Origin of the sequence: Paracoccus aminovorans, assembly GCF_001546115.1 — a bacterium.
GTDB classification, from domain to species: Bacteria; Pseudomonadota; Alphaproteobacteria; order Rhodobacterales; family Rhodobacteraceae; genus Paracoccus; species Paracoccus aminovorans_B.
This window is the reverse complement of the sequence record NZ_KQ955208.1, coordinates 513,741-534,257: the sequence shown is the minus strand read 5'-3', so window position 1 is coordinate 534,257 and position 20,517 is coordinate 513,741. Positions and strand designations below refer to the sequence as shown.

Genomic DNA, 20,517 nt, shown 5'->3' with positions numbered 1-20,517 from the left:
CGGTATCGTGGCGCGAGGGAAGCCCGCTGCCGCGGAAGATGCAAGGGGGTCAGTGCGCGCCTCAGTTCGCGGCCGGTTCCAGCCGGGTGATGCCGGTCGCTGCGGCACGCGCCAGATCGGGGTCCAGCGACATGCCGACATATTCGCCGCGCCGCCACAGCTCGGCCATGTCGTCGTAATGACGCGACAGCGGATGGCCTGACTGGCCGGTCGAGATCACGAAGACCGAGCTGTCGGGGTCGGCCAGGTCGTAGACGCCGCGATAGGCCGCGCCGGTGACGTTGAGCCAGGGATTGCGGCCATGGCCCAGCATGCCGGCCCGCGCGATGGTGCTTTCGGCGCCCGAGGTCGGCTGGATCAGGTTCACGATATAGGACAGGCCGCGCATGTCGCCGAGCGCCGGATGGACGTGCCGGGCGCGGTGCAGGTCGCCCCAGCGCCAGCTGGCAAGATCGGGACCGAAACGCGCCGACAGATCCAGCAGCGCCGCGTCCAGCGCCTGGCGGGCGATCTGGGCGCAGGTCTCGACCGGGGCCGACTGGCGGATGTCGCACCAGACGCCGGCGCCGCCGAGGTTGCGGAACACCCGGTCGATGAAGCGCGGATAAAGCTCGGTCAGGTCGTCGGCCAGGGGGCCGAGGTCGTCGCGCAGCAGCCGGTCCTGCAAGGCCCGCATCCAGGCGGCATAGATCAGCGGCTCGGGCAGGTGTTCGTTCATGGCGCCGTCCCAGTTCGCCAGCAGCGCCAGCGCGTCCTGGCGCAGGCGCTCGGGCGTGCCTTGGGCGGCGGGCTCGTCGGTGAACCACAGGTCTGCCCCGACCAGCGGCAGCAGCGCCCGGGCGATGGGGCTGACGATGTCGTTCTGCGCGGCGATGAAGCTGTCGCGGGAATGCACCTCGCGCGACTGGATCAGATGCGCGAGCCGGGCCTGGCGATAGCCGTCGGCGCCGTCATGACCCAAGCCCTGGCCGGGCGCCGCGGCGCCGGTCGAGGCGACCATGCCGCCCGGCGGGTCCATCTGAGCCAGGCTTTCGGGCACCGGCCCCTGGCCCTGCCAGCGGTTCTGCGCGATCCAGCCCGGCGCGGGCATGCGCCCGGCGGTCTGGTGCGCGGGCGCGCGACGGGGCAGGGCGCCGGCCAGCACCTCGGCCACGCCCTGGGCGTCGGCCAGCGTCACCACCATCGCGGGCGCGACCATGTCGCGCAGCGCCGCCGCGGCGCCGGCCCGGTCGGGCGCCTGCATCAGCCCGATGAGCGCGCTCATGCTGCGGTCCTCGCCGAAGCCGCCGGTCCAGGACAGGGCGGCGACATGGCCCGCGGGCAGCACCGTGGCAAGATCCAGATGCGCCGCCGGGATGATCGGGCCGTTCGCGGTCTCGCGCAGCGTGATCGTCTGCGGCGCGGCGCCGCGAATCCTCAGCGTCTCGCGCCGGGTGGTGAATTCGGTCCAGCCGTCCACGCCGCGATAGCGGCCGGCGTCGCCGGGCTGCACCTCTTCGATGAACAGGTCCTGGTCGTCGATCTGCGCCGGGGTGATCCCCCAGGCGAGCCGGGTGTTGCGCCCCGACAGGATGGCCGGGATGCCCGGGATGGTGCCGCCGATCACCCCGCCGCTGCCCAGTTCGATCCGGGCCAGATACCACAGGCCCGGCGCGGTCAGGGCGAATTGCGGATCATTGGCGAGCAGGGCGCCGCCCGCCGCCGTGCGCCCGCGCGCCACCGCGAAGCCATTGGCCGAGGCCCCGGCCGAGGGTGCAAGATAGCCCGCCAGAGTCGCGGTCCAGTCCTGCGGCCCGGTGCCGCGCTCGGGCCCGGTGAAGCGCGCGCCCGGGAACAGCCCGGCATAGGAAGGCATCGCCGGCTCGCCGGCTTCGGCGACCAGGTCCTGCCCGCGCGCGGGGTCGGCCAGCGACAGCCGGGCGCGTAGGATCTCGCGCCGCATCTGAACCGTGGACGAGGCGGCGAGCAGCTTCAGCACCGCCAGCGAATCCGCCGGCTCCCAATAGGAAATGTCCTCGGGATAAAGGAAGAACTCCGGCGCGCCGCGGCCGCGCGCGCCCAGGTTCACCTGGCCGATCCAGGCGTTCACGCCGTCGGCATAGGCCTGCAGCGCCTCGCGCGTCTGCGGGTCCTGCGCCTGAAGCGAGGCGCGGGCATTGCGGTAAAGCCCCAGCCGCCGCGCCAGGTCGTCGGCGCGGATCGCGCCCGGGCCATAGATCTCGGCCAGCCGGCCTTGCGCCGCGCGGCGCAGCACGGTCATCTGGAACAGGCGGTCCTGGGCATGGGCGAGCCCCAGGGCGAAGAACACGTCGCGGTCGGTCTTGCCGAAGATATGCGGCACGTCCTCGGTCGTGCGCACGATCTCGACCGGGGCCGAGATGCCCGCGACCTCGTAGCGCCCGTCGTAATCTGGCAGCGAGCGGATGGCGAAATACCAGGCCAGCACCACCAGCGCCAGGGCCAGCAGGATCAGCCCGACCGTCAGGCGCACAAGCCAGCGGAAAATTGTCACCATGGCGCGGTGCTGTCCCGAGGTTTTGGGCGCAGAGGTTGACCCTTGCGCCTCGTGGTGGAATTCATCGGGGTGAATAGGACAGGGCGCGGGCCGGATCAACGCGCCTTTCACATGGAAGCGGAGAAAGTGATGGCGCGCGTTGCATTTCTGGGACTTGGGGTGATGGGCTTTCCCATGGCGGGCCATCTGGCCGCGGCCGGGCATGAGGTGACGGTCTGGAACCGCAGCCCCGCCAAGGCCGAGGCCTGGGTCGCCCGCCACGCCGGCCGCGCCGCCGCGACCGCGCGCGCAGCGGCCGAGGGCGCCGATTTCGTCATGGCCTGCGTCGGCAACGACGACGACCTGCGCCAGGTCTGCCTGGGCGAGGCCGGGGCCTTTGCCGGCATGGCGGCGGGCGCGGTCTTCGTCGATCACACCACGGTCTCGGCGGCGGTGACGCGCGAGCTGGCCGAGGTCGCCTCGGGCGCGGGCATCGGCTTCGTCGATGCGCCGGTGTCGGGCGGGCAGGCGGGGGCCGAGAACGGCCAGCTTTCGCTGATGTGCGGCGGCGCCGAGGCGGATTACGCCCGCGCCGAGCCGGTGATCGCCGCCTATGCCAAGATCTGCCGGCTGATGGGCCCCTCGGGCGCCGGGCAGCTGACCAAGATGTGCAACCAGATCGCCATTGCCGGGCTGGTGCAGGGCCTGTCGGAATCGCTGCATTTCGCCGAGAAGGCCGGGCTTTCCATCGCCTCGGTGGTCGAGGTCATCAGCCAGGGCGCCGCCGGCAGTTGGCAGATGGCGAACCGCCACCAGACCATGGCCGAGAACCGCTTCGACTTCGGCTTCGCGGTGGACTGGATGCGCAAGGACCTGAGCATCTGCCTGGCCACCGCCGACGAGACCGGCGCGACCCTGCCGGTGACGGCGCTGGTCGACCAGTTCTACAAGGAGGTGCAGAACATGGGCGGCGGGCGCTGGGACACCTCGTCGCTGATCGCGCGGCTGCGCAAATGAGCCGGCTTGCCAAGTGCCGCCGGCTCGGGCTATCAGCCGACGCGGGGGCGGTTAGCTCAGTTGGTAGAGCGTCTCGCTTACACCGAGAATGTCGGGGGTTCGAGTCCCTCACCGCCCACCATACCCCCCGGTTTTCCGCATGAGCGGCGCGCTTTCCAGCCTGCGCATCGTCGAGATCGCCGGGCTTGGCCCGACGCCCTTCTCGGCCATGTGGCTCGCCGATCACGGCGCGCGGGTGTTGCGCATTACCCGGCCCGGCTTACGCCATATCTTCGGGCTCGAGCGCGACGTGCTGGACCGCGGCCGCGACTGGCTGGAGCTGGACCTGAAATCCCCCGACGGCCGGGCCGCCGCGCATGCGCTGATCGCCGGTGCCGATGCGGTGATCGAGGGCATGCGGCCGGGGGTGATGGAACGGCTCGGCCTCGGGCCTGGGGATTTTCCGGATAATCCGCGGCTGGTCTATGGCCGCATGACCGGCTGGGGGCAGGCGGGTCCGCTGGCGCATTCGGCGGGCCACGACCTGACCTATATCGCCATCACCGGCGCGCTGCATGCCATCGGCCCGGCGGCGCATCCGGTGCCGCCGCTGAACCTGGTCGGGGATTTTGCCGCCGGCTCGATGTATCTGGTCGCGGGCATGCTGGCGGCGATCCTCTCGGCGCGCGAGACCGGGCGCGGCCAGGTGGTCGATGCGGCGATCTCGGACGGGGTGGCGCATCTGATGGCGATGATCTCTGGGATGCGGGCGGCGGGGATCTGGCAGGACGCGCGGCAGGCGAACCTGCTGGACGGCGGCGCGCCCTATTACGGCTGCTATGCCTGCGCCTGCGGCGGCTTCCTGGCCATCGGCGCCATCGAGCCGCAGTTCTGGGCCGAGTTGCTGCGGCGGCTGGAACTGGATCCGGCCGTGCTGCCCGACCGCGCCGATCCGGCGCAATGGCCGGCGCTGCGCGCGGCGCTGGCCGCCCGCATCGCCACCCGCTCGCGCGATGACTGGGCGGCGGTGCTGGAGGGCTCGGACGCCTGCGCCGCGCCGGTGCTGTCGCTGGACGAGGCGCCGCGCCATCCGCATAATGTCGCGCGCGGCACCTTTCACGGCAGCGAGCCGGCGCCGGCACCGCGGCTGTCGGAGACGCCCGGCGCGCTGCGGCCGGGCCGTCAGCTGTCGCTGGCCGAGGCGCGGGCGGCATGGGCGCGGTGACGGCATTCCTGTTGACTTGCGCGGCCGAATCCGCGATATACCCGCGACCGGCCGGGCAGGCGCCCGTTGCCGGTGCGTTATTTTGAACCTCACCCAATCGACGGGTGCGCTGTCCGAAGGCGGGGGCCGACCCCACGAACTCCTGCGCCGCAGGGGCCGAAGGACGCGGCAGAACAAGGAAGAAGCGAATGTTCGCAGTTCTCAAGACGGGCGGCAAGCAATACCGGGTCCAATCCGGTGACGTGCTGCGCGTCGAAAAGCTGAACGCCGAAGCCGGCGACAAGATCCAGTTCAACGACGTGCTGATGATCGGCGCGACCGTCGGTGCGCCGCTGGTGGCCGGTGCCGCCGTGCAGGCCGAGGTGATCGACACCATCAAGGCCGACAAGGTCATCACCTATGTCAAGCGCCGCCGCAAGCATTCCTCGCAGCGCACGCGCGGCCATCGCCAGCAGCTGACCCTGGTCCGCATCACCGACCTGCTGGAAAACGGCGGCGACAAGACCGACGTCAAGGCCGCCGTCGGTGCGCGCATCGCGCGTCGCCATGACCACGTCGAAACCGCCAACTGAGGAGACTGACCCATGGCACATAAGAAAGCAGGCGGTTCGTCCCGCAACGGTCGCGATTCGGCCGGTCGTCGTCTTGGCGTGAAACTGTTCGGCGGCCAGCAGGCTGTCGCCGGCAACATCATCGTGCGTCAGCGCGGCACCACCTGGTGGGCCGGTGCCAACGTCGGCATGGGCCGCGACCACACGCTGTTCGCGCTGGCCGATGGCCAGGTAAGCTTCCGCAAGGGCCTCAAGGGCCGCACCTATATCTCCGTGCTGCCCGCCAATCTCGAGGCTGCCGAGTAAGCCGATTTTAACACTCTGGTGCTAAAAAAGGGGGATCGGCGCAGGCCGGTCCCCTTCGCGTTTCGGCGCGCAGCACCCATATGGTTTCGAGGAATGGGGGAGAGAAGTGACATGAACGAGTTGATCGCCTCGGATGCGCGGCAGGTCGATATCACCACCGAACGGTTCGTGCTGCGCCCGCTGCGCATGTCGGATGCCGGGCTGATCGCGCATTACACCGCCGACCGCCGGGTGGCCGAGGGCACGCGCTCGATCCCGCATCCGCTGCCGCCGGGCGCGGCCGAATCCTATGTGCGCCGGGCCATGGCCGCGGATCGCGACGAGGATGTCTGGGCCATCGACGGCTCGACGAACAAGCTGGCCGAACTGCTGGGCGTGGTCTCGCTGACCCGCATCGACCAGGAGCAGTCGGAGCTGGGCTTCTGGGTCGGTGCCGGCTTCTGGAACACCGGCTTCGCGACCGAGGCGGTCTCGGCGCTGGTCGAGGCCAATCCGCATGGCTCGCGCACGCTCTTTGCCGAGGCGTTCCAGGATAATCCCGGCTCGGCCCGGGTGCTGACCAATTGCGGCTTCGAATATCTGGGCGATGCGGAAAGCTGGTCGGTGGCGCGCGATGCGCGGGTGCCGACCTGGACCTATCTGCGCAAGATGGGCTGAACGGCGCAATCCTGGGGTAAAGGCCCGCCTTTGCGGCGGGCCTTTTGCTTGGCGCCAGGGCGCGGCCGGGTCGGTGTGAAGCGGGGCCGATCTGGATCGGCGTTTGCAGGACGGTTTCGGTGGCCTGCGATGACCGGCGGACATCCGGCAGCGGGATGGACCTTTCGTTGCGCGTAGGTTTGCCGGCGCGGTCTCGTGCTTGGGGTCAGCGGCGGGGTTGAAGAGCGCACCGGCTGGGACATGCGCCAAGGCGGGCAGACGGTTTCGTCGCGAGCCATCATCCCCGGAGACGCATCGAGAGGTGTTCGTAACGCGAGGATCTGTCCGCGGGTCAGGCGCCTTCTCATGCCCGAGCTAAGCGGATTGGTGCCGCGTGCCGCTTGAGACATGGCCAGAGGCGCACGTCGCGCGCCTGGCCGGTGAAGGACACAGCGAACGCTTTTTCGCAGCGCGGGGGTTTGCGGGTCCTGGCGATGCGGGAAGCAGGAGGGCAGCGCCTGCCGCATCAGGCCGGAGCCAAGGTCCACAAGGCGGCCCAGTCGCGCGCCATGGCGGATGGAACAAGCGAATGCATGTTTTTGCAGCGCTCGGTTCGCCGCTGAGAGCGGGGGGATGCTTGGCAAGCTGCTCGGCACCGGACGGGCCGAAGGTGCCGGACATGCGCGCACGATGGGACGCACCTTGCGTTTTGCAAGGTTTAGCGGGACCCGGCTGTGCGACGCGGTTTGCAGGCGCATTCGGCCGCGGCGCTTGATAAGGCTGTTTGGGCGTTGACAGTGCTGCTGAGCTGCGTCCGATCGCAGGCTCAGCTGGAGGGCGCCATTCCACTTGCATGGGGGCTCGTTCGCCCCGGCCCTTTGGCGCGGTTCGCATGGGTATTTTCAGAACGAAGAAACCCTCGGGGCCGCAGCGTCAGGGCCGCAGCGTCACCGCATTGCCCGCGCCCGAGATCACCACCTCGCGCAGGCTGGGCAGCACCGCGTTGGGAATGGTCAGGGCGGCGGTGATGGTGTCGCTGGCCGGATTCGGCGGGTTGGCGGCGGCGAAGGTGTCGGGCAGCGGCGGCTTGCCGACCAGCCGCAGCCGCAGCACGCCGTTTTCGTCGGGGCGGATCCGGCCCGGCGGCATCGGCACCTCGGTCACCAGCGCCACGTCCCACCAGCCCTTGCTGGCGCCAAGCCCGGTGACGACCAGCAGCCGCCCCTCATACATCGGATCCCATTTCGCGCTGGTGACATGCGCCAGCGGCACGCGGCCGTCGTTCGTGCTGGTCGGGTAGCCGCCCTCGGGCGCCAGGCTTTGCGGCTGCTGCGCGCCACCCCAGCGCATCGGGTTCCAGCTGCTGTCGCCCATGCGGCCGCAGCCGACCAGCACCAGAGCCGCGCAGGCAAGCATGCCCAAAGTTCCCGTCCGCATGAGTGCCGCCCCCGTGTCCCTGGTCTCGTTGGCGCAGTGATAGGGCAAGTCGCGCGGCGGTGAAAGCCTCTTTGACCTTGTCGGCGCCGCGCGCTATGCCATCACCGGCCGCCCGCCTGCGGCCCTGCGGAAAGGAAGCGCCATGGCCACGCCCGCCTTTGAAGACATCGCCGAAACCTTCGATTTCCTCGAGGATTGGGAAGAACGCTATCGCCATGTCATCGAACTGGGCAAGGCGATGCCGGCGATGGACGCCTCGCTGCAGGTTCCGGCGACCAAGGTCGAGGGTTGCGCCAGCCAGGTCTGGATCATGCCCCGCATCGAGGGCGGCAGGTTCGACTTCCAGGGTGACAGCGACGCGCTGATCGTGCGCGGGCTGATCGCCATCCTGCATGCGCTTTATTCCGGCGTGCCGGTGAGGCAGGTCCGGGGCATCGACGCCAGCGCCGAACTGGCCCGGCTGGGGCTGGAGGGGCATCTGTCCGCCCAACGCTCGAACGGGCTGCGCGCGATGGTCGAGCGCATCCGGCTGCTGGCCGCCAGTCACGCCGCCTGAGGCGCCTCAGCCGCCGCGGCGGTGCGAGATCCAGCCGCCGCCCAGCACCCGCGTGCCCTCGGTGGCGTAGAAGACGCAGGCCTGGCCCGGGCTGACGCCTTCCTCCGGTGCCAGCAACTCGATCTCGGCGCGGCGCGCGCCGGTCACGCGCAGGATCGCCGGCCGCGGCGGCCGGGTCGAGCGGATGCGGGCGGTGATGCTGATCTCGCCCGCGAAGGGTTCGTCGCCCAGCCAGTTCACCTCGGTCACCGGCACGATCTTCGTCGCCAGCGCCTGCTTGGGGCCGACGACGACGCGCCGGGTCTCGGGCTCCAGCCGCACGACGTAAAGCGGATCACCCAGGCCGCCGATGCCGAGGCCGCGGCGTTGGCCGATGGTGTAATGGATCACGCCGCGATGGCTGCCCAGCACATTGCCGTCCAGGTCGACGATCTCGCCCGGGTCGGCGGCGCCGGGACGCAGCTTCTCGATCACGCTGGCATAGTCGCCGTTCGGCACGAAGCAGATGTCCTGGCTGTCGGGCTTGTCCGCCACCGCCAGCCCGTATTGCGCCGCCAGGGCGCGCGTCTCGGCCTTGCTGGCAAGACCGCCCAGCGGAAAGCGCAGGAAATCCAGCTGTTCCTGCGTGGTCGAGAACAGGAAATAGCTCTGGTCGCGGTTCGGGTCGGCGGCCATGTGCAGTTCGCCCCCGGCCGGACCGTCGAAGCGGCGGATGTAATGCCCGGTCGCCATGCAATCGGCGTCGAGCTCGCGCGCGGTCTGCAGCAGGTCGCGGAACTTCACCCGCTCATTGCAGCGGATGCAGGGCACGGGCGTGGCGCCGGCCAGATAGGCATCGGCGAATTCCTCGATCACCGATTCCCGGAACTTGCTTTCGTAATCAAGCACATAATGCGGGAAACCGATGCGCTCGGCCACGCGGCGGGCATCGTGGATGTCTTGGCCGGCGCAGCAGGCGCCCTTTTTCGCCAGGGCCGCGCCGTGATCGTAAAGCTGCAGCGTGACCCCGATCACGTCATAGCCCTGCGCCGCCAGCATCGCCGCCACGACCGAGCTGTCGACGCCGCCCGACATGGCGACGACCACGCGGGTCTGCGCCGGCGGCTTGGCAAAGCCCAGCGAATTCATGGTCATGGCCGGCGCGTCGGGGCGCAAGTTCGGGCGGGGCGCTGTCATGGATCGTCCTTGTCGCGGCCGCGCGCGAAGACGGGCGGCGTTGTTGCCTACATTTATAGGAAAATTTCCGGGTTTCTCAAGGGCCGGGCGGGAAAACCCGGCGTGACTTCACCGGGATTTAAGAAGTTTGCGCCACAACAAGGCAAGGATCACAGGAACTTGCCGATGTTTTTGAGAAAAGCCCCCGGACCGCGCACCGCGACCCTGCCCGATGGCAGCATCCTGACGCTGGCCGACCTGCCGTCGCCGCAGACCCGCTGGGTCGCCAGCCGCAAGGCCGCCGTCGTCGATGCCGTGCAATACGGGCTCTTGTCGCGAGAGGAGGCGCTTCGCCGCTATGGCCTGACCGGAGAAGAGTTCGATGCCTGGATGCAGGCCTTTCGCCGCCATGGCCGCAACGCGCTGAAGATCACCCAGCTGCAAAAATTTCGACAACCTGAGGTTGAATAACATTTGCCGGTATCTTCGGTAACGTGATATTAACCTTTTGCGCGGAAATTTTACCAGTCAGATGGTTGGCAAGGGGACATATTATGCGAATTCTTCTGGTCGAGGATGATCCGACCACGGCGCGCAGCATCGAGCTGATGCTGACCCACGCAAGCTACAACGTCTATCGCACCGACATGGGCGAGGAGGGGATCGACCTTGCCAAGCTCTACGACTACGACCTGATCCTGCTGGACCTGGACCTGCCCGACATGCATGGCATGGAGGTGCTGCGCCAGATCCGCATGTCGCGCGTCGACACGCCGATCCTGATCCTGACCGGCTCGGACGATACCGAAAGCAAGCTGCGCGGCTTCGGTTTCGGGGCCGACGACTACATGACCAAGCCCTTCAACCGCGATGAGCTGGTGGCGCGCATCCAGGCGATCATCCGCCGCTCCAAGGGACACAGCCAATCGGTGATCCGCACCGGCGAGATGGTGGTGAACCTCGACGCGCGCTCGGTCGAGGTCGGGGGACGGCCGGTGAACCTGACCGGCAAGGAATACCAGATCCTCGAACTGCTCAGCCTGCGCAAGGGCACGACGCTGACCAAGGAGATGTTCCTGAACCACCTCTACGGCGGCATGGACGAGCCCGAGCTGAAGATCATCGACGTCTTTGTCTGCAAGCTGCGCAAGAAGCTGGCGGCGGCGATGAGCGGCGAAAGCCATATCGAGACCGTCTGGGGCAGGGGCTATGTCCTGCGCGACCCGGTGGCCGAGATGCAGAACCCCGAGCGCCTGGCGCTGCGCGCCTGATCCGCGTGGCGTTACCAGCCTGAACCCGGGTCGGGCGCTGGACAATCCGGCCCCGGCCCCGGTATCACCGTCTTTCGGACAGGCCCGGCGGGGCAGGCAGGCTGGCGGAGGGCGCGATGACCGCAGAGGACGAGAACCAGGCCGCGGACAGGGCCGAATCGCCATCGCCGCAGCCGGTCGAGACGCTGGACCGGGCCGCGGCCCTGGCCGAGCTCGCCGCGCTGACCGATGTCCTGGACCGCGCGAACCAAGCCTATCACCGCGACGACGCGCCCTTCATCAGCGATGCCGATTATGACGCGAAGAAGCGCCGCCTTCTGGAGATCGAAAGCCGTTTTCCCGATCTTGCCGCCAAGGCCAGCCCCTCGGCCCAGGTCGGTGCCGCGCCGGACGGCCGTTTTGCCAAGGTCATGCACCGGCTGCCGATGCTGTCGCTGGAAAACGGCTTTGCCGCCGATGACGTGCAGGCCTTCGTGCAGCGGGTGCGCTCGTTCCTGAACCTCGGCCCGGATGCCGCGCTGGAACTCACCGCCGAGCCCAAGATCGACGGCCTGTCCCTGTCGCTGCGTTACGAAGGCGGGCGGCTGGTCCAGGCGGCGACCCGCGGCGACGGTGCGGTGGGCGAGAACGTGACCGCCAATGCCCGCACCATCGCGGATATTCCGCAGGTGCTCGCCGGCCGCGATTTCCCCGAGGTGCTGGAGATCCGCGGTGAGGTCTATATGTCCCACGCGGATTTCGAGCGGCTGAACCAGACCGAGGGCGGCCGCGTCTTCGCCAACCCGCGCAATGCCGCCGCCGGTTCCTTGCGCCAGCTGGATCCGGCCATCACCGCCGCCCGGCCGCTGCGCTTCTTCGCCTATGCCTGGGGCGAGATCAGCGAACCCCTGGCCCCGACCCAGTTCGAGGCGGTCCAGCGCCTCGCCGCGATGGGCTTCCAGATCAATCCGCTGACCCGGATCTGCCGTTCCGTCGCCGAGATGCTGGCCGCCTGGGCCGAGATCGAACAGATGCGCGCCACGCTCGGCTATGACATCGACGGCGTGGTCTACAAGGTCAACGACCTCGGCTATCAGGCGCGGCTGGGTATGCGCTCGACCACGCCGCGATGGGCCTTGGCGCACAAATTCCCGGCCGAACGCGCCTGGACCCGGCTCGAATCCATCGACATCCAGGTCGGCCGCACCGGGGCGCTGAGCCCGGTCGCACGGCTGACGCCGGTTACGGTGGGCGGGGTCGTGGTCTCGAACGCGACCTTGCACAACGAGGATTACATTGCCGGCCGCGGCGCCGATGGCAGCGAGATCCGCGGCGGCAAGGACATCCGCATCAGCGACTGGGTCGAGGTCTATCGCGCCGGCGACGTGATCCCCAAGGTCGCGGACGTCGACCTGGCCAAGCGGCCGGCGGGAGCCGTGCCCTATGTCTTTCCCGACCGCTGCCCGGAATGCGGCTCGCCCGCTATTCGGGAAGAGGGCGACTCGGTGCGCCGCTGCACCGGCGGGCTGATCTGCCCGGCGCAGGCGGTGGAAAAGCTGCGCCATTTCGTCTCGCGCGCCGCCTTCGACATCGAGGGGCTGGGCGCGAAGCAGGTCGAGCTGTTCTATCGCCTGGGCTGGATCGCCGAGCCGGCGGATATCTTTACCCTGGCCCGGCGTGATGCCGAGGGCGCCAAGATGCGGGCGGATAGCCGCGGCGACGCCGATGAGGATCTGCTGCTCTCGCTTGGCATCGATCGGCTGCATCTTTCGGGTGGCGCTGCGGCGGCCCTGGCCCGGCTGTCGGGCACGCGCCTGGCCGAGATCAAGGGCTGGGGCGAGAAAAGCGCCGCCAGCCTTTTCCAGGCCATCGAGAAGCGGCGCGAGATCCCGCTGTCGCGGCTGCTTTTCGCGCTTGGCATCCGCCATGTCGGCGAGGTTGCGGCCCAGGACCTGGCGCGGCATTACGGCAGCTGGCAGGCCCTCGAAACGGCGCTGGACCTGTCGCGCCCCGCCGCGCTGGCGCATCGCGAGGCCGATGAGGCCGCCCAGGCCGAACGCGCCGCCGCGCAGGCCGAAAACCGCCGTGCCCGCATTGCCGAAACCCGGGCTGCGCTTTTGGCCCATGTCGAGCTGTCGCCGGAAAGCACCGCGGCCTGGTCCGACCTGATCGCCGCCGATGGCGTCGGCCCGACGCTTGCCATGTCGCTGTCGGACGCCTTTGCCAACCCCGCCGAGCGCGCCGCGATCGACCGGCTGGCGGGTTTCCTGACGGTGCTGCCGCCCGAGGCGCGCGCCACCGACAGCGAGATCACCGGCAAGACGCTGGTCTTTACCGGCACGCTGGAGAAGATGACCCGCGCCGAGGCCAAGGCCCGGGCCGAGGCGCTTGGCGCCCATGTCGCGGGCTCGGTCTCGGCCCGGACCGATCTGCTGATCGCCGGCCCGGGCGCGGGATCGAAGGCGAAGAAGGCCGCCGAACTGGGCATCAAGGTCATCGACGAGGACGAATGGCTGGCGATCGCGCAGCGGTGAAGCCCGGCCGGCCCGAGGCGCTGTTTCCCCTGTTCGCGGGCGTCGAGACCCTGCCCGGGGTCGGTCCGCGCGCCGCCGAGAGCTTTGCCCAGATGGGCGCGACCCGGCTGCGCGACCTGGTGCTGACCCTGCCGCATTCCGGCATCCGCCGCCGCCGCATCGCCCGGCTGGCCGAGTCCCGGCCGCCCGAGATCGTCACCCTGCTGGTCCGGGTCGAGCGTCACAGCCCGCCCAGCGGCAAGGGCCGGCCGTGGCGGGTGCATTGCTCGGACGGCTCCAGCGATCTGCAGCTGGTGTTCTTTCATGCCCGCAAGGACTGGATCGAGACCCAGCTGCCGGCGGGCGCGCGCCGGCTGGTCTCGGGCAAGATTGAGCTGTTCGACGGCATGGCGCAGATGGTGCATCCCGACCATATCGGCTCCGAGGACGGCCCGCCCCTGCCGGAATTCGAGCCGGTCTATCCGCTCTCGGGCCGGCTGACGCAGGGCGTGGTGCAGAAGGCGGTGCGCGGCGCGCTGGCGAAACTGCCGGCGGCCGGGGAGTGGATCGACCCGGGCCTGCTTGCGCGCGAGGGCTGGCCGGATTGGCATGCCGCCCTGGCGCAGGCCCATGCCCCCTCGGGGCCCGAGGGGCTGTCGCCGACCGATCCGGCGCGGGCGCGGCTGGCCTATGACGAGCTTTTCGCGCATCAGTTGACGCTGGCGCTGTTGCGCCGCGACCGGCGCCGGCAGGCGGGGCTGGCGACGCAGGGCGATGGCCGCTTGCGCGAGCGGGTGCTGGCCGGTCTGCCCTGGCCGCCGACCGGGGCGCAGCGCCGCGCGGTCGACGAAATCGCCGGCGACATGGCCGCGCCGCGGCGGATGAACCGGCTGTTGCAGGGCGATGTCGGGGCCGGCAAGACCCTGGTCGCATTCCTCGCGCTGCTGGTCGCGGTCGAGGCGGGCAGGCAGGGCGTGCTGATGGCGCCGACCGAGATCCTGGCGCGCCAGCATTTCCGCGCGCTGGAGCCGCTGGCGCAGCTGGCCGGGATTCGGCTGGAGGTCTTGACCGGCCGCGACAAGGGCGATGCGCGCGCGAATATCCTGGCCGACCTGGCCATGGGCCGCATCGACGTCCTGGTCGGCACCCATGCCGTGATCCAGAAGACCGTGGAATTCGCCGACCTGCGGCTGGCGATCATCGACGAGCAGCATCGCTTCGGCGTTAACCAGCGCATGGAGCTGGGCACCAAGGGCAACCACCTGCCGCCCGACATGCTGGTGATGACGGCGACGCCGATCCCGCGCTCGCTGGCGCTGGCGCAGTTCGGCGACATGGACCTGTCGGTGCTGGACGAAAAGCCGGCAGGGCGCCAACCGGTGCGCACCACGGTGGTGCCGGACAGCCGCATGGCCGAGGTTCTGGCGCATCTGGAACGCGCCCTGCAGGGCGGCGCGCGGGCCTATTGGGTCTGCCCGCTGGTCGAGGAAAGCGAGGCGGTCGACCTGACCGCTGCCGAGGCCCGCTTCCAGGAGCTGCGCGCCCGCTTTGGCGCCGAAGTGCGCATGGTCCACGGCCAGATGCCGCCCGAGGAACGCGACGCCGCCATGGCGGATTTCGCCGCCGGCCGGGCGCGGATCCTGGTCGCGACCACGGTGATCGAGGTCGGGGTCGACGTGCCCGAGGCGACGATCATGGTCATCGAGCGCGCCGAGAGCTTCGGCCTGGCGCAGCTGCACCAGCTGCGCGGAAGGGTCGGGCGCGGCAGCGAGGCCTCGAGCTGCCTGCTGATGTATCACGAGCCGCTGTCCGAGACCGGCCGCCGCCGCCTGGGCATCCTGCGCGAGACCGAGGACGGCTTCCGCATCGCCGAGGAAGACCTGGCGATGCGCGGTGCGGGCGACGTGATCGGCACCGCGCAATCCGGCCTGCCGCGCTTTCGCATCGCCGACCTGGAGCGCCAGGGCGCGCTGATGGCGCTGGCGCGCAAGGATGCGCAGGCCTTCCTGGAGCGCGACCCGGGCATGGAGAGCCCGCGCGGCCAGGCGATCCGGCTGCTTTTGTGGCTGATGGAGCAGGACCGCGCGGTGCGGCTGATCACCGCCGGCTAGGTGCGACCCCGGATGTTCTTAAAAAGTTCTTTACTTTGTTCCGCATTGATGAGAACAAAGTATAAACAAACCGTGGAGAACGCCTATGACCCGCGAATCCCTGTCCGACCTTCTGGGCACCGTCGCCATTTCCGTGACGGCCATCATCCTGTTTTCGCTGCCCTCGATCCTGGCAGCCTGATCCCTCACTGCCCCGCGCTGATGGCGGCCCCTTCGCCTGGGTGCCGCGATTTCCCCCGGACGATCATGCGCGCAACTGGCCGGCCCCGCGAAGGGCCGGCTTTTTCATGTGCCGGCGGTGCCGCGGCTTGCGCGGTCGCGACGCCTCCGGCGGGGGTATTTGGAAAACGGAGAAAGTCTCAGCTGGGCGAGGCGTCGATGGCGCCGAGCAGCGCCTCCCATGCCAGCAGGATCGAGGCGTGGCGGTTCGGGAATTCGCGCGCCGGGAGCAGCGCCTCGAGTTCCTCGAAAGGGGCCGAGGGGGCGGGGCCGTCCTGTTTCAGCATGGCTTGCAACTCGTCGCGGGCGCGGGCGATCTCGGCGCGCGAGCGGCCGAGGGCGTTGCGGCCGAGCACGCCGGCCGAGGCCTGGCCCAGGGCACAGGCGCGCACCTCTTGTCCGAAATCGGCTATGCGGCCGTCCTGCATCACGACATGCGCCGTGACCGACGATCCGCATTGCGGCGAGCGCTTGTGCGCGCTGCCGGTCGGCGCGGCCAGCTTGCCGAGATGCGGGATGTCCGAGGCCAGCGCGAGGATGCGCCGCGAGTAGAGCTGCATCAGGTCGCTGTCGGACATGGTCTTTTCCCTTGCTGCCGTCGGGTCTAGATAGGCATCGCCAAGCCGAAAGGAAAGCCGATGTTCGATCCCGCCAGCCTGAAATACGATGCGAACGGGCTGATCCCCGCCATCGCCCAGGATCATCTCAGCGGCGAGGTGCTGATGATGGCCTGGATGAATGCCGAATCCGTCGCGAAAACGCTTGAGGATGGCCGCGTAACCTATTGGTCTCGCTCGCGTCAGGCGTTCTGGACCAAGGGCGAAAGCTCGGGCCATGTCCAGAGGCTGGTCGAGCTGCGGGTGGACTGCGACCGCGACTGCCTGCTCTTGCTGGTCGAGCAGACCGGGCCGGCCTGCCACACCAATCGGCGGTCCTGCTTCTATACCGCCGTGCGGGACGCGACCGAGGTGGTGATCATGGCGCCCCTAGAGACCTAGCATGCGGCGGATGTCCTCCGGCGTCGCGCCCTCGGCCCGGTAGAGGCGCAGGGCGCGGGCGTCGTCGCGCTTGGCCAAGCGCTTGCCGCTGGCATCGCGGATCAGGCGGTGGTGATGATAGCGCGGCGTCGGAAGTTGCAGCAGTTTCTGAAGAAGGACGTGGATCCATGTGGAATCCAACAGATCCTTGCCGCGCGTCACCAAGGAGATGCCCTGTGCGGCATCGTCCACCACCACCGAGAGGTGGTAGCTGGTGCCCATGCCGCGCCGGGCCAGCACCACGTCGCCGACGCCGCTGATGAAATCCGCGGCCGTCAGGCGGTGCGGCATGCCGGGGGCGATGTTTTCGTCCTCGAAGGCGATTTCGTTCGCGCCAAGATGGGCGAAAGCGGCTGCGGCGTTCAGGCGGATCGCGTCCTCGGGCCCGGTCTCGGCCATGCTGCGATGGCGGCAGGTGCCGGGATAGACCGGGCCGTCGGGACCGATCACGCTTTCTTGCGGGGCCGAAAGGGCGGCGCGGATGTCGGCACGGCGGCATTGGCAGGGATAGGTCAGGCCAAGCGCCGCCAGCCGGTCCAGTGCGGCCCGATAGGCGGGCAGGCGTTCGGATTGCCGCATCACCGGCAGCGGCCAGTCGAGGCCGAGCCAGTGCAGATCCTCGGCGATCATCGCCTCGTATTCCGGGCGGCAACGGCTTTGGTCGATGTCCTCGATCCGCAGCAGGAAGCGGCCGGGGTCGGCCAGCCGCGCGGCGGTCAGGGCAGCGAAGGCATGGCCCAGATGCAGCGGCCCGGTCGGCGAGGGGGCGAAGCGGGTTACTGTTTCCAAGGCTGTTGGACCGCCAGCCAGGCTTGGAAATCCGCTTTGGCGCGGTCGGTATAGGCCGGATAACGGTCCTTGCGCCCCTTGCGGCCGCCGCGCATCTCGTCCAGCGGCGGGTAGAGGCCGAAGTTCACGTTCATCGGCTGGAAGGTCCTGGCATCGGCGCCGCCGGTGATGTGGTTGACCAGCGCGCCCATCGAGGTGGTCTGCGGTGGTGGGGCCAGGTCGCGTCCCTGCGCCTCGGCCGCGGCCATGCGGCCGGCCAGCAGGCCCATGGCGGCGGATTCGACATAGCCCTCGACGCCCGTCACCTGGCCAGCGAAGCGCAGGTTCGGGCGCGCGCGCAGTCGCAGCCGGTGGTCGATCAGCCGCGGCGAATTCAGGAAAGTGTTGCGGTGGATGCCGCCCAGCCGGGCGAAACTGGCGTTTTCCAGGCCGGGAATACGGCGAAAAACATCGACTTGCGCGCCATATTTCATCTTGGTCTGGAAGCCGACGATATTGTAGAGTGTGCCGAGCGCATTGTCGCGACGCAGCTGCACCACGGCATAGGGCTTTTCGGCGGGATTGTGGGCATTGGTCAGGCCGACCGGCTTCATCGGGCCGTGGCGCAGGGTTTCTCGGCCACGCTCGGCCATGACCTCAATCGGCAGGCAGCCGTCGAAATAGCCGGCGGTCTCGCCTTCGTGGAACTCGGTCTTCTCCGCCGCCAGCAGCGCGTCGATGAAACCTTCGTAGTCCTCGCGCGTCATCGGGCAGTTGATATAGGCGGTGCGCTCTTCCTCGGTCTCGCCCTTGTCATAGCGGCTCTGGCGCCAGCAGACCGACATGTCGATGGTCTCGGCATGGACGATGGGGGCGATGGCGTCGAAGAAGGCCAGCGCGCCTTCGCCGGTGGCCTGCAGGATCGACTGGCCGAGGGCGGGCGAGGTCAGCGGGCCGGTGGCGACGATCCAGCGGCCGTCGGTCGGCAGGTCGGCGATCTCGCCCGGGGCGAAGCTGATTAGTGGCTCGTCCCGCAGGGCCTGGGTCACGGCGGTGGAAAAGGCGTCGCGGTCCACGGCCAGCGCGCCGCCGGCGGGCAGGCGGTGGCGGTCGGCCATGGCCATGATCAGCCCGCCCGCCGCCCGCATTTCCCAATGCAGCTGCCCGACTGCGTTCATCTGGTCGTCGTCCGAGCGAAAGCTGTTCGAGCAGACCATCTCGGCGCAATCTCCGGTGCGATGGGCGAAGGTCGCGACCTGGGGCCGCATCTCGTGCAGCACCACCGGCACGCCGGCGCGGGCGATCTGCCAGGCGGCCTCGGAGCCGGCCAGCCCCGCGCCGATGATGTGGATCGGTTCCATCTTCATCCCCTTCGCGTCAGGCGCGCCTCATAGCATCGCCGGGCGGCATGAGAAAGGGCGGCATCCGCTGGGGATGCCGCCCGATGCCAAGCCGTCAGCCCCAGATCAGGCCTCGGCGGCGGCTTCCTCGTTCTCTTCCGAGCGCAGGCCCGAGGGCGCGGCGATATTGGCGATCACGAAGTCGCGGTCGATGGTCGGCTTGACGCCGGCCGGCAACGTCACGTCGCTGATGTGGATGGTGTCGCCGATCTGCTTGCCGGTCAGGTCCACGGTGATGTGATCCGGGATCTCGGACGCGGTCACCACCAGCTCGACCTCGGGGCGCACCACGACCAGCGTGCCGCCGCGCTTGAGGCCCGGCGAGGCTTCGTGGCCTTCGAATGTCACGTGGATGAACAGGTTCACCCGGGTGTTGCGGTGCAGGCGCATGAAGTCGATATGCGTCGGCAGGTCCTTGACCACGTCGCGCTGGACACCGCGGCAGACGACGCGCACGTCGTCTTGGCCGTCGATCTTCAGGTTCCACAGCGTGGACAGGAAGCGACCGGCGCGCAGCTTGGTCAGCAGCGAGTTGAACTCGATTTGGATCGGCTGCGGGTCTTTCCCGTCACCATAAACGATGCCGGGCACCTTGCCTTCGCGGCGAGCTTGGCGGGCGGCCCCCTTGCCTGTCCCCGCGCGTGCCTCGGCCACCAGATCCGGGATCTCTTTGGCCATTTTGCTATTCCTTTGCTAAGCGTTCGCGGCCATCCTCCAAGGGTGCATGGCCGAAGCCGCGCCTATATCCCGAACGGGGCGCGATGTGAAGCACGAAAAATGATCGCCATAGGCGGGAATTCGCTTGCCACAACGCATCCGAAGCCTCATGCATCGCCAGAGGTGCCGGGGCGTTTCAAAATTGCATCGTATTCATTCTCTCGACTATCTCAAGCTGGGTCTGGCCGTGCTGGTGGCCTTTGCCCACACCTATTGGCTGCAGACCAACATGACGCCGCGGCTGTTCCTGATCGGCAACGGGCTGATGCGGGTCATGGTGCCGGTGTTCTGCATCGTCGCGGGCTATTTCCTCTATTCGGCGGTGGCGCGCGGCAAGGGCGTCAAGTGGCTGTGGCGCGTGCTGGCGCTCTACCTGTTCTGGATGGCGGTCTATTTCCCGTTCTGGTTGAACGAGATCCACGGCCTGGCCTCGTTGGTCAAGGAGCTGCTCTGGGGCTATTTCCACCTGTGGTTCATGGCCGGGATCCTGGTCGCCGGGGCGCTGCTGCTGGTCCTGCGCGCCCTGGGCCGGGTGCTGGCGCCGGCCTATGAATACCGCATCCTGCTGGGCGCCGCGCTGGTCTGCGCCGTGATCGGCGTGACGCTGCAATACATGGCGCTGTCGGGCGTGGCGCAGATCGGGGTGAAGAAGTTCTCGAACGGGCTCTTCATGTGCTTCCCCTTCGTCACCATCGGCTATCTCTGCGGGCGGCGGGTGGCGCGGCTGGGAACCCTGGGGCTGCCGCCGCGCTGGCTGGTGCTGTCGCTGACCATCGGCGGGCTCGGGCTTTTGATGATCGAGGCCTGGCTGGTACAGGCGCGCTGGACCGACGACGTGATGCTGGACATCCCGGCCAGCTCCTATATCGCGGCGCCGGCGCTGTTCATCGCCACGCTGGGCACGCGATTGCCGGCGCCGCCGATCCGGCTGGACCCGATCTCGGCCGGGATCTATTTCATGCATGTGCTGGCGCTGCACCTCGCGCATGCGCTGGGGTTCACCCATCTCATGGACCTGATGCTGTTTGCGGTCGGGCTGCCGACGCTGGTGGCGCTGCTGTTGCAGCGCCTGCCGATTCCGGGCTTCGGCAAGCCGGCGCATCGCCACCACGACCACGGCCGCGACACCGCCCAGCCCTGAGTCCC

Annotated in this window: 19 protein-coding genes and 1 tRNA gene; 13 read left to right on the top strand and 7 right to left on the bottom strand. The window is 68.9% G+C overall.

Annotation, left to right across the window (positions count from 1 at the left end):
- Positions 1–61: 61 nt before the first annotated feature.
- Entirely contained in the window at positions 62–2,515 is a 2,454-nt protein-coding gene (locus ASV56_RS02760; RefSeq protein WP_062560695.1) for a penicillin acylase family protein, read from the bottom strand.
- 129 nt (positions 2,516–2,644) lie between these two features.
- Between ASV56_RS02760 and ASV56_RS02755 the strand changes: the two genes are divergently transcribed.
- The 6 genes from ASV56_RS02755 to ASV56_RS02730 all read left to right on the top strand — a co-directional run bounded on the left by ASV56_RS02755 (position 2,645) and on the right by ASV56_RS02730 (position 6,229).
- Positions 2,645–3,511 carry an NAD(P)-dependent oxidoreductase gene (locus tag ASV56_RS02755; protein WP_062562207.1) on the top strand — a complete coding sequence of 289 codons (867 nt, stop codon included), beginning with the start codon at positions 2,645–2,647 and terminating at the stop codon, positions 3,509–3,511.
- 45 nt (positions 3,512–3,556) lie between these two features.
- A tRNA-Val gene (locus ASV56_RS02750) sits at positions 3,557–3,632 on the top strand.
- An 18-nt stretch (positions 3,633–3,650) separates the two neighbouring features.
- A complete protein-coding gene (locus tag ASV56_RS02745; protein WP_062560694.1) occupies positions 3,651–4,715 on the top strand; it encodes a CaiB/BaiF CoA transferase family protein in 1,065 nt (354 codons plus the stop codon).
- Between the two features lie 188 nt (positions 4,716–4,903).
- Positions 4,904–5,287: a 50S ribosomal protein L21 gene (rplU, locus tag ASV56_RS02740; RefSeq protein ID WP_062560693.1), complete on the top strand. Its 384-nt coding sequence runs from the start codon at positions 4,904–4,906 to the stop codon at positions 5,285–5,287.
- A 12-nt stretch (positions 5,288–5,299) separates the two neighbouring features.
- Entirely contained in the window at positions 5,300–5,572 is a 273-nt protein-coding gene (gene rpmA / locus ASV56_RS02735; protein ID WP_026155066.1) for a 50S ribosomal protein L27, read from the top strand.
- Positions 5,573–5,683: 111 nt separating this feature from the next.
- Entirely contained in the window at positions 5,684–6,229 is a 546-nt protein-coding gene (locus tag ASV56_RS02730) for a GNAT family N-acetyltransferase (protein WP_017997858.1), read from the top strand.
- Positions 6,230–7,141: 912 nt separating this feature from the next.
- On the opposite strand, the gene ASV56_RS02725 is transcribed toward ASV56_RS02730, so the two are convergent.
- On the bottom strand, positions 7,142–7,624 hold the full coding sequence (locus ASV56_RS02725; protein ID WP_062560692.1) for a hypothetical protein: 483 nt from the start codon (positions 7,622–7,624) through the stop codon (positions 7,142–7,144).
- 163 nt (positions 7,625–7,787) lie between these two features.
- On the opposite strand from ASV56_RS02725, the gene ASV56_RS02720 reads away from it, so the two are divergent.
- Positions 7,788–8,201 carry a SufE family protein gene (locus ASV56_RS02720; protein ID WP_062560691.1) on the top strand — a complete coding sequence of 138 codons (414 nt, stop codon included), beginning with the start codon at positions 7,788–7,790 and terminating at the stop codon, positions 8,199–8,201.
- 6 nt (positions 8,202–8,207) lie between these two features.
- Here the strand turns inward: ASV56_RS02720 and mnmA are convergent, their stop codons facing one another.
- Positions 8,208–9,377 (bottom strand): tRNA 2-thiouridine(34) synthase MnmA, encoded by a 1,170-nt coding sequence (mnmA, locus tag ASV56_RS02715; RefSeq protein ID WP_062560690.1) that lies wholly within the window; start codon positions 9,375–9,377, stop codon positions 8,208–8,210.
- 165 nt (positions 9,378–9,542) lie between these two features.
- Here mnmA and sciP point away from each other — a divergent pair, with 165 nt between their 5' ends.
- The 4 genes from sciP to recG all read left to right on the top strand — a co-directional run bounded on the left by sciP (position 9,543) and on the right by recG (position 15,230).
- Entirely contained in the window at positions 9,543–9,827 is a 285-nt protein-coding gene (gene sciP, locus ASV56_RS02710) for a CtrA inhibitor SciP (RefSeq protein ID WP_062560689.1), read from the top strand.
- 83 nt (positions 9,828–9,910) lie between these two features.
- Positions 9,911–10,627 (top strand): response regulator transcription factor CtrA, encoded by a 717-nt coding sequence (ctrA, locus tag ASV56_RS02705; protein ID WP_062560688.1) that lies wholly within the window; start codon positions 9,911–9,913, stop codon positions 10,625–10,627.
- Positions 10,628–10,743: 116 nt separating this feature from the next.
- A complete protein-coding gene (gene ligA / locus ASV56_RS02700; RefSeq protein ID WP_082724712.1) occupies positions 10,744–13,140 on the top strand; it encodes an NAD-dependent DNA ligase LigA in 2,397 nt (798 codons plus the stop codon).
- Positions 13,116–15,230 (top strand): ATP-dependent DNA helicase RecG, encoded by a 2,115-nt coding sequence (recG, locus tag ASV56_RS02695; protein WP_062560687.1) that lies wholly within the window; start codon positions 13,116–13,118, stop codon positions 15,228–15,230. The genes ligA and recG overlap by 25 nt, the downstream gene beginning before the upstream one ends.
- A gap of 359 nt (positions 15,231–15,589) precedes the next feature.
- Here the strand turns inward: recG and ASV56_RS02690 are convergent, their stop codons facing one another.
- Positions 15,590–16,027 (bottom strand): iron-sulfur cluster assembly scaffold protein, encoded by a 438-nt coding sequence (locus ASV56_RS02690; RefSeq protein WP_062560686.1) that lies wholly within the window; start codon positions 16,025–16,027, stop codon positions 15,590–15,592.
- 60 nt (positions 16,028–16,087) lie between these two features.
- Between ASV56_RS02690 and hisI the strand changes: the two genes are divergently transcribed.
- Positions 16,088–16,447 (top strand): phosphoribosyl-AMP cyclohydrolase, encoded by a 360-nt coding sequence (gene hisI / locus ASV56_RS02685; protein ID WP_062560685.1) that lies wholly within the window; start codon positions 16,088–16,090, stop codon positions 16,445–16,447.
- Here the strand turns inward: hisI and gluQRS are convergent.
- From gluQRS to ASV56_RS02670, 3 genes are all read right to left on the bottom strand, one after another.
- Positions 16,436–17,275 carry a tRNA glutamyl-Q(34) synthetase GluQRS gene (gene gluQRS, locus ASV56_RS02680; RefSeq protein ID WP_062560684.1) on the bottom strand — a complete coding sequence of 280 codons (840 nt, stop codon included), beginning with the start codon at positions 17,273–17,275 and terminating at the stop codon, positions 16,436–16,438. The two genes, hisI and gluQRS, sit on opposite strands and share 12 nt — an antisense overlap.
- Positions 17,263–18,615 carry a methylenetetrahydrofolate--tRNA-(uracil(54)-C(5))-methyltransferase (FADH(2)-oxidizing) TrmFO gene (trmFO, locus tag ASV56_RS02675; RefSeq protein ID WP_062562205.1) on the bottom strand — a complete coding sequence of 451 codons (1,353 nt, stop codon included), beginning with the start codon at positions 18,613–18,615 and terminating at the stop codon, positions 17,263–17,265. The genes gluQRS and trmFO overlap by 13 nt, the downstream gene beginning before the upstream one ends.
- A 105-nt stretch (positions 18,616–18,720) precedes the next feature.
- Positions 18,721–19,332, bottom strand: coding sequence for a 50S ribosomal protein L25/general stress protein Ctc (locus ASV56_RS02670; RefSeq protein WP_062560683.1), 612 nt, complete (start codon positions 19,330–19,332; stop codon positions 18,721–18,723).
- 181 nt (positions 19,333–19,513) lie between these two features.
- Here ASV56_RS02670 and ASV56_RS02665 point away from each other — a divergent pair, with 181 nt between their 5' ends.
- Positions 19,514–20,512, top strand: a complete 999-nt coding sequence (locus ASV56_RS02665; protein ID WP_253879834.1) for an acyltransferase family protein — start codon at positions 19,514–19,516, stop codon at positions 20,510–20,512.
- The last annotated feature ends 5 nt before the right edge of the window (positions 20,513–20,517 follow it).

Bases quoted from the DNA above. Each gene is read 5' to 3' on its own strand.
- ASV56_RS02760 (WP_062560695.1), bottom strand. From the start codon at position 2,515: ATGGTGACAATTTTCCGCTGGCTTGTGCGCCTGACGGTCGGGCTGATC.
- ASV56_RS02755 (WP_062562207.1), top strand. From the start codon at position 2,645: ATGGCGCGCGTTGCATTTCTGGGACTTGGGGTGATGGGCTTTCCCATG.
- ASV56_RS02745 (WP_062560694.1), top strand. From the start codon at position 3,651: ATGAGCGGCGCGCTTTCCAGCCTGCGCATCGTCGAGATCGCCGGGCTT.
- rplU (WP_062560693.1), top strand. From the start codon at position 4,904: ATGTTCGCAGTTCTCAAGACGGGCGGCAAGCAATACCGGGTCCAATCC.
- rpmA (WP_026155066.1), top strand. From the start codon at position 5,300: ATGGCACATAAGAAAGCAGGCGGTTCGTCCCGCAACGGTCGCGATTCG.
- ASV56_RS02730 (WP_017997858.1), top strand. From the start codon at position 5,684: ATGAACGAGTTGATCGCCTCGGATGCGCGGCAGGTCGATATCACCACC.
- ASV56_RS02725 (WP_062560692.1), bottom strand. From the start codon at position 7,624: ATGCTTGCCTGCGCGGCTCTGGTGCTGGTCGGCTGCGGCCGCATGGGC.
- ASV56_RS02720 (WP_062560691.1), top strand. From the start codon at position 7,788: ATGGCCACGCCCGCCTTTGAAGACATCGCCGAAACCTTCGATTTCCTC.
- mnmA (WP_062560690.1), bottom strand. From the start codon at position 9,377: ATGACAGCGCCCCGCCCGAACTTGCGCCCCGACGCGCCGGCCATGACC.
- sciP (WP_062560689.1), top strand. From the start codon at position 9,543: ATGTTTTTGAGAAAAGCCCCCGGACCGCGCACCGCGACCCTGCCCGAT.
- ctrA (WP_062560688.1), top strand. From the start codon at position 9,911: ATGCGAATTCTTCTGGTCGAGGATGATCCGACCACGGCGCGCAGCATC.
- ligA (WP_082724712.1), top strand. From the start codon at position 10,744: ATGACCGCAGAGGACGAGAACCAGGCCGCGGACAGGGCCGAATCGCCA.
- recG (WP_062560687.1), top strand. From the start codon at position 13,116: ATGGCTGGCGATCGCGCAGCGGTGAAGCCCGGCCGGCCCGAGGCGCTG.
- ASV56_RS02690 (WP_062560686.1), bottom strand. From the start codon at position 16,027: ATGTCCGACAGCGACCTGATGCAGCTCTACTCGCGGCGCATCCTCGCG.
- hisI (WP_062560685.1), top strand. From the start codon at position 16,088: ATGTTCGATCCCGCCAGCCTGAAATACGATGCGAACGGGCTGATCCCC.
- trmFO (WP_062562205.1), bottom strand. From the start codon at position 18,615: ATGGAACCGATCCACATCATCGGCGCGGGGCTGGCCGGCTCCGAGGCC.
- ASV56_RS02670 (WP_062560683.1), bottom strand. From the start codon at position 19,332: ATGGCCAAAGAGATCCCGGATCTGGTGGCCGAGGCACGCGCGGGGACA.